Annotated in this window: 6 protein-coding genes and 1 pseudogene; 6 read left to right on the top strand and 1 reads right to left on the bottom strand. The window is 63.0% G+C overall.

What is annotated here, in order from left to right; all coding sequences use genetic code 11:
- The 6 genes from MIC448_RS12495 to lpdA all read left to right on the top strand — a co-directional run.
- Window positions 1–832: helix-turn-helix domain-containing protein (locus tag MIC448_RS12495; protein WP_207875937.1), on the top strand; the 832-nt coding region annotated here is incomplete at its 5' end.
- A gap of 125 nt (window positions 833–957) precedes the next feature.
- On the top strand, window positions 958–1344 hold the full coding sequence (locus tag MIC448_RS12490) for a RidA family protein (RefSeq protein ID WP_051513789.1): 387 nt from the start codon (window positions 958–960) through the stop codon (window positions 1342–1344).
- Window positions 1345–1502: 158 nt separating this feature from the next.
- A complete protein-coding gene (locus MIC448_RS12485; RefSeq protein WP_243420014.1) occupies window positions 1503–2726 on the top strand; it encodes a Xaa-Pro peptidase family protein in 1224 nt (407 codons plus the stop codon).
- The gene (locus MIC448_RS12480; RefSeq protein WP_036300214.1) at window positions 2723–3586 is read left to right on the top strand and encodes an NAD(P)-dependent oxidoreductase; all 864 of its coding nucleotides are present in this window, start codon (window positions 2723–2725) and stop codon (window positions 3584–3586) included. Before MIC448_RS12485 ends, MIC448_RS12480 begins: the two co-directional genes overlap by 4 nt.
- A gap of 69 nt (window positions 3587–3655) precedes the next feature.
- Window positions 3656–4360, top strand: a complete 705-nt coding sequence (locus tag MIC448_RS12475; RefSeq protein WP_036300211.1) for an SDR family NAD(P)-dependent oxidoreductase — start codon at window positions 3656–3658, stop codon at window positions 4358–4360.
- Window positions 4361–4424: 64 nt separating this feature from the next.
- Window positions 4425–5822 (top strand): dihydrolipoyl dehydrogenase, encoded by a 1398-nt coding sequence (gene lpdA / locus MIC448_RS12470; RefSeq protein ID WP_036300209.1) that lies wholly within the window; start codon window positions 4425–4427, stop codon window positions 5820–5822.
- A 309-nt stretch (window positions 5823–6131) separates the two neighbouring features.
- Here the strand turns inward: lpdA and MIC448_RS12465 are convergent.
- Window positions 6132–6509: pseudogene (locus MIC448_RS12465) on the bottom strand (single-stranded DNA-binding protein); the annotation flags it as partial.
- Window positions 6510–6541 lie beyond the last annotated feature (32 nt).

Here is a 6541-nt window from a genome sequence, read left to right as displayed (position 1 = left end):
CTCGCCCTCCACTAAACCCGGGGCGATTCAGAGTGTGGACACCGCCAACCAGCCCGAACCGCCGAAGTCCGGAAGCGACACTCAATACCTTCCGTCTTCCGCACCTGTGATCGAACCGACCAGAGATGGAGGAGGAGACATGAAGGAGCAACTGGGCCGACGACTCCGCGCAACACGTGAAGAGCAGAAGCTGAGTCTGCGTGCGGTTGCCTCAGCGATAGGGGTCTCCCCGAGCATGCTCTCGCAAGTAGAAACTGGGAAGATCCATCCTTCCGTCACGACGCTGTACGCACTTGTGTCGCACCTCAACGTATCCCTGGACGAGCTGCTGGGGATCGTCCCGTCGGATGCCGCGCCGACCGCTGCGCTGCGGGAGATTCAGCGCCTCGGAGTACAACGCGCAGAGGCGAATCCCACCATCGAGATGGAAAACGGTGTCACCTGGGAGCGACTCGCGAATGCCGGGCACCGTGGGGTCGATCCGCTGATTATGACGTATGAGCCGGGTGCATCCAGTTCAGCCGAAGGCAAGCTCATGCGACATTCTGGGACCGAGTACGGGTATCTGATAGAGGGTGAGTTGACGCTCCTCCTCGATTTCGACTCGTTCACATTGCATGTGGGTGACTCAATATGCTTCGACTCGCACCGTCCGCACCTGTACCGCAACGACACGGACCGGGCGGCTCGTGGGATCTGGTTCGTGACAGGGCCGCTGGGCGAGAGTCCTCTACAGTTCGACGGGCAGCCGGCACCCGCGCACATCAATCGACTGCAATCCGTGCGTCAGGTTCTGCGCCAGGACGACACGATAATCCCACCGCGGGCCTGAGGGGGATTTGAGTACCACTTCACAATTGGATCCATGTATGATCGTTCTGACTGAACAGATCTAGGGAGCTCTCGAGTACGTCGACGCGGCGGACGGTCCTCCCTCTCACCTTCTGAGGAGTGGACATGGCCAACGGACGAATCACTCACAATCCAGCGCCCGTCATCCCGGGTATCGCCGACAGTGTCAAGGTCAGCGCCGGGGACTTGCTATTCGTATCGGGCGCGGTGGGCTTCGAAGAGGACGGCTCGGTGCCCGCGGACTTCGCGCGCGCGATCGAACTCACCTACCTTGAGCTCGAACGCGCTCTCAAGGCGGGCGGTGCGTCATTCGATGACCTCGTCCGCGTCAATGTCTACATCACCGAACTGGATCAGGAGAAGCTGGGGATCTGGCGGGACACGCGCGACCGGGTTGTCAGAGTCGACGAGCCGTCTGCGAGCACCGTGATCGGGGTGTACTCGCTCTTCAAGGGCGCCTCCATCGAGATTGACGCGATCGCTGCAATCTGATGAAGAACACCGGAACAACAGGAACCAATGCGGTCGACTGGGAAGCGCGTGTTGACTTCGAGCGACTACGGGATGCGCGCTTAAGAAGGCTGAAGGAGCAACTCAATCGATCCGATTTGGGCGCAGTCTTGGCCTTCGACTTCTCGAACATCCGCTATATGAGCGCGACGCATATCGGCACGTGGGCGATGGACAAGTTGATCCGGTTCGCCCTACTCACCCGTAACACCGATCCGATCGTGTGGGACTTCGGTTCGGCGGCCAAGCACCACGCACTGTACAACCCCTGGTTGGACGTAACGACATCCGAAATGGACGCGGACCCACACGCGCCCCACGAGGGCGCCAAGCGGCCACGACTGGAGTCAGGCGCACGAGCGGGTCTTTCGACGCTGCGAGGCGCCTTCCCGCCGGACGCCGAGATGGCGACCGATCTGGCAAAGAAGATCAAGCGCGAACTCGAGAAGTTCGGACTCGCCCACGCGCCCCTCGGGGTCGACGTGATCGAGCTTCCTGTGCTGATCGCCCTGCAGAAGGAGGGCATCGAGGTCGTCGACGGCCAGCAGGTGTTCATGGAGGCGCGGCGCATCAAAACACCCGACGAGATTCGCTTGCTCACCCAGGCTGCATCGATGGTCGATGCCGCATACGAGGAGCTACACCGGTTCCTACGTCCTGGCGTGAGGGAGAACGAGGCCGTCGGGGTGGTCGCAAAGACGCTTTATGACCTTGGCTCGGAGTACGTCGAGGGAGTCAACGCAATCTCGGGTGAGCGCTGCTCGCCGCATCCGCACGTCTTCTCGGACAGGCTCATCAGGCCCGGCGACCCGGCGTTCTTCGACATCCTGCACAGTTGGAACGGCTACCGCACGTGTTACTACCGCACATTCGCTGTGGGCTCCGCCTCAAGCAAGCAGCGCGACGCCTACACACGTGCTCGGGAGTATATGGACCGCGCGATCGCCCTCGTGAAGCCAGGGGCGACGACGGCCGACATCGTGGCAGTGTGGCCCGAGGCACAGGAGTTCGGCTTCGCCAACGAGATGGAAGCCTTCGCCTTGCAGTACGGGCATGGCGTAGGGCTGTCGATCTGGGAGAAGCCAATCTTCTCACGGTTGACCTCGTTCGATCATCCAGAGACGATCGAGGAGGGCATGGTGTTTGCGCTGGAGACCTACTGGCCTTCAGCGGATGGGTGGGGAGCCGCGCGGATCGAGGAGGAGCTTGTCGTCACCGCCGATGGATGCGAAGTCATCACCAAGTTCCCTGCGGAGGAGCTCATCGTCGCCGGCCGTCAGTACTACACGATCGATGGTCCACTCAACACCAATCGTGATAGTCAGTCGCACCTGAACACGACATGGGGACGCGGTCAGTCGTGACGACTCTCGGTTTTCTCGGAGTCGGCGCGATGGGGTCAAAGATCGCGGCTCGACTCATCGCCGCAGGAAACAGTGTGTTGGTCTGGAACAGATCCCCCGGCCCCCTCGCAGATCTCGTGGCCATCGGTGCTGTGCCGGTGGCGACGCCGTCTGAGGCGCTCGCTGCAGATATATCCTTCAGCATGCTCGCCAACGATCAGGCTGCAGAAGAGGTTCTGAACGATGGAACGACAAGAACGGGCCGCATCCATGTGAATCTGGCCTCGATCAGCCCGACAGCGGCTGACCAACTCACGGGAAGATTCGCCGCGGCCGGCGCGGGATATGTGTCCAGCCCCGTTCTCGGTCGCCCGTCCGCGGCAGCCGCAGGGCAGCTGCACCTGCTCGCCGCGGGTGCCAGCGACCACATCGACGCGGTGTTGCCTCATCTGAATCAGATAGGCAAACGAGTCTGGCGGATCGGGCAAGTCCCCTCCGACGCGAATGCGGTCAAGGTCGCGGTCAATTACAACCTCATCCACGTGTTGCAGGCTCTAGGCGAATCGGTCACGATGGTCGAAAGGCGCGGCGTCGATCCCTCAGTGTTCGTCGAGTTGCTCACTAGCAGCCTCTTCGCCGGCGTGGCCTACACAGAGTACGGGCGAGAGATCGCCGCGCACAGACACACGCCGCCGGCCTTTTCGATGGCGCTCGGGTACAAAGACCTCGGCCTGGCTCGAGACCTCGCCGAGGCCGGCGGCGTGAAGCCCGCCACGATGCCCGCCCTGTTCTCGGTCTTCGAACGAGCCCTAGCCGATCCTGAGCTCGCGACATCCGACTGGGGCGCTATCGCAGAAGTCACGAGACGAAACCTACTGTGATGCGTTACCCGAATTGCAGAGGGATGCTCCCGGATGTCAGGGAGCAGTCGTCCAATCAAAGGAGAGATCGTGACTGATCGTACGGTGCTCATTGCTGGGAGTTCGAGCGGGATTGGGCTGGAACTAGCAAAGGACCTCGTGGCCAGCGGTGACCGTGTCATCGTGACCAGCCGAAGTAGACAGACAGCTGAATCTGTCGCGGCCGAGCTCGGCCCCTTGGCGCACGGAATCGCCCTGGACCTGTCCGAGCCGGAAGGCATCGCTGCGCAACTGGACGGCATCGGCCGCCTTAATGGAATCGTGCTCAGCGCGATCGAGCGCGATGCGAATACCATCCGTGACTACAACCTCGCTCGTGCGAGGAGACTCATCACCCTTAAACTGATTGGCTACGCCGAAACCGTCCACACACTCGTTGACCGCATCGAGCCGTCAGTGGACTCCGGTATCGTCCTGTTTGGGGGCCGCGCCAAGGACGCACCGTACCCGGGATCCACCACAGTGTCCACGGTCAATGGCGGCATCGATGGGCTAATGAACACCTTGGCGCATGAGCTTGCACCCATCCGGGTCAACGCTCTCCATCCGGGGATAATCGGCGACAGCCCCTTCTGGGCTTCGCGACCTGAAGCGGTTGCAGCATACGAAAGCCGGACCCCCGGTGGGAAGCTCGCAGAACTTCACGACGTCATCGACGCCGTGAAGTTCCTCCTGTTCAACCGGGGTGTCTCCGCGCACAGCCTTAACGTCGACCGTGGCTGGCGCATCGGCTAACATGCCCCCGTTGTTCAGGGCAGGACGAACCTATTCGAGAGTCGAAAGAAGCAAATCACGGGTCATGCCTCATTACGATGTCGTCATTCTCGGCGCGGGCCCCGGCGGGTACGTCGCAGCCGTCCGCAGCGCTCAGCTCGGCCTCTCGGTCGCCATCATCGAGGAGAAGTACTGGGGCGGTGTATGCCTGAACGTCGGGTGCATCCCCTCCAAGGCGCTCCTGCGCAACGCCGACCTGGCCCACGTCTTCCACCACCAGGCCGAGCTGTTCGGCATCTCCGGTGACGTGACGTTCGACTTCGGCACCGCGTGGGACCGCAGCCGCACGGTGGCCGAGACGCATGTCAAGGGCATCCACTTCCTCATGAAGAAGAACAAGGTGACCGAGTACGAGGGTCGCGGTTCGTTCGTGGACGCGCACACGATCACCGTCGCGAAGGCCGACGGCTCCACCGAGCAGCTCACCTTCGACAACGCGATCATCTCGACCGGCTCCAAGGTGCGCCTGCTTCCCGGCGTGACGCTGAGCGACAACGTCGTGACGTACGAGGAGCAGATCCTCACGCGCGAGCTGCCGCGCTCGATCGTCATCGTCGGTGCCGGCGCGATCGGCATGGAGTTCGCCTTCGTCATGGTCAACTACGGCGTCAAGGTCACGATCATCGAGTTCCTCGACCGGGCGCTCCCGAACGAGGACGTCGACGTCTCCAAGGAGATCGCGCGCCAGTACAAGAAGTACGGCGTCGACATCCTCACCTCCACCAAGGTCGAGACCGTCGTGGACTCGGGCGACAAGGTCACCGTCACCTACACGCCCAAGGACGGCGCGCCCGCGTCGATCGAGGCCGACAAGGTGCTCATGTCGATCGGCTTCGCCGCGAACGTCGAGGGCTTCGGCCTGGAGAACACCGGCGTGAAGCTCACCGACCGCGGTGCGATCGACATCGACGACTACATGCGCACCAACGTCCCCAGCATCTACGCCATCGGAGACGTCACGGCCAAGCTGCAGCTCGCCCACGTGGCCGAGGCGCAGGGCGTCGTGGCCGCCGAGACCATCGGCAAGGCCGAGACCCAGACGCTGGGCGACTACCGGATGATGCCCCGCGCGACGTTCTGCTCGCCGCAGGTCGCCTCGTTCGGACTCACCGAGCAGCAGGCGCGCGACGCCGGCTACGACGTCAAGGTCGCGAAGTTCCCGTTCAGCGCGAACGGCAAGGCCAACGGCCTCGGCGAGCCCATCGGCTTCGTCAAGCTCATCGCCGACGGCGAGCACCTCGAGCTGCTCGGTGGCCACCTGATCGGCCCCGACGTCTCCGAGTTGCTCCCCGAGCTCACGCTCGCGCAGAAGTGGGACCTCACGGCCCTCGAAGCGGCCCGCAACGTGCACACGCACCCGACGCTGTCCGAAGCCGTGCAGGAAGCCTTCCACGGCCTCGCCGGCCACATGATCAACATGTGACCGAAGAGTGGCAGCCATCGCCAAAGCATGACATCCCTGAGCGCACGTTCTATGCGGGCGCGGGGGGTGGCGCGTGATGGACACTCCGATGCGCTTGCGGGAGTCAATCTGGTCCGCCGCTTGAGGCACGGCAACGGGCTGTGTGGGTGGCCCCCCAGGCAGCCGACTGCGTCGGGGAGGTCTTGTCTTTGACGTCTTCAAGACCGAGTCGGGGTGGCATCTACATCACGCGTACGGCTGGGAGCGTTGGATATGCAGCGGAGCGGGGCGAGAGTACAGTGACTCTCACCCCGCTCCTGTTGGTTCAGGTCAGCGGATCACTCCGGTGCCGGCGTACGAGGCCGGTACTGCTGTCGGGCCCGTAGCGTCTGCTGCGGGCCTTTCAGCTTTTGGGGTGCGGTCCACCTCGACGCTGGAGAACTTGAGGGACGCGCCGACGTTGTCCGCGACGATGTCGCGGGTTTCGCGGGTCTGCCCGGTTTCCTTGTCGGTGTAGGTCCCGAACCGCAGGTCCCCGGCGACGATCACGCTGTCGCCTTTGCGGAGCGAGTCGGCGATATGCCGGGACTGTTGGTTGAACGCGACGACCCGATGGAACACGGTGCCGGCGTCTTCCCACCGGTTCGTGGTCTCGTTGAGGCGCCGGTCGTTGACCGCGACGGTGAAGCGGGCATACTCGTTGCCTGATTCTGTCGCGCGTCAGAATGTTTGGCAGGGGT

Source organism: Microbacterium sp. C448 (genome assembly GCF_000582705.2).
GTDB lineage: Bacteria > Actinomycetota > Actinomycetes > Actinomycetales > Microbacteriaceae > Microbacterium > Microbacterium lacus_A.
This window is presented reverse-complemented; position numbering and strand designations above follow the sequence as displayed.

What these genes read in the sequence shown, in the direction of transcription:
- MIC448_RS12490 (WP_051513789.1), top strand. Translation starts at nt 958, where the DNA reads ATGGCCAACGGACGAATCACTCACAATCCAGCGCCCGTCATCCCGGGT.
- MIC448_RS12485 (WP_243420014.1), top strand. Translation starts at nt 1,503, where the DNA reads ATGAGCGCGACGCATATCGGCACGTGGGCGATGGACAAGTTGATCCGG.
- lpdA (WP_036300209.1), top strand. Translation starts at nt 4,425, where the DNA reads ATGCCTCATTACGATGTCGTCATTCTCGGCGCGGGCCCCGGCGGGTAC.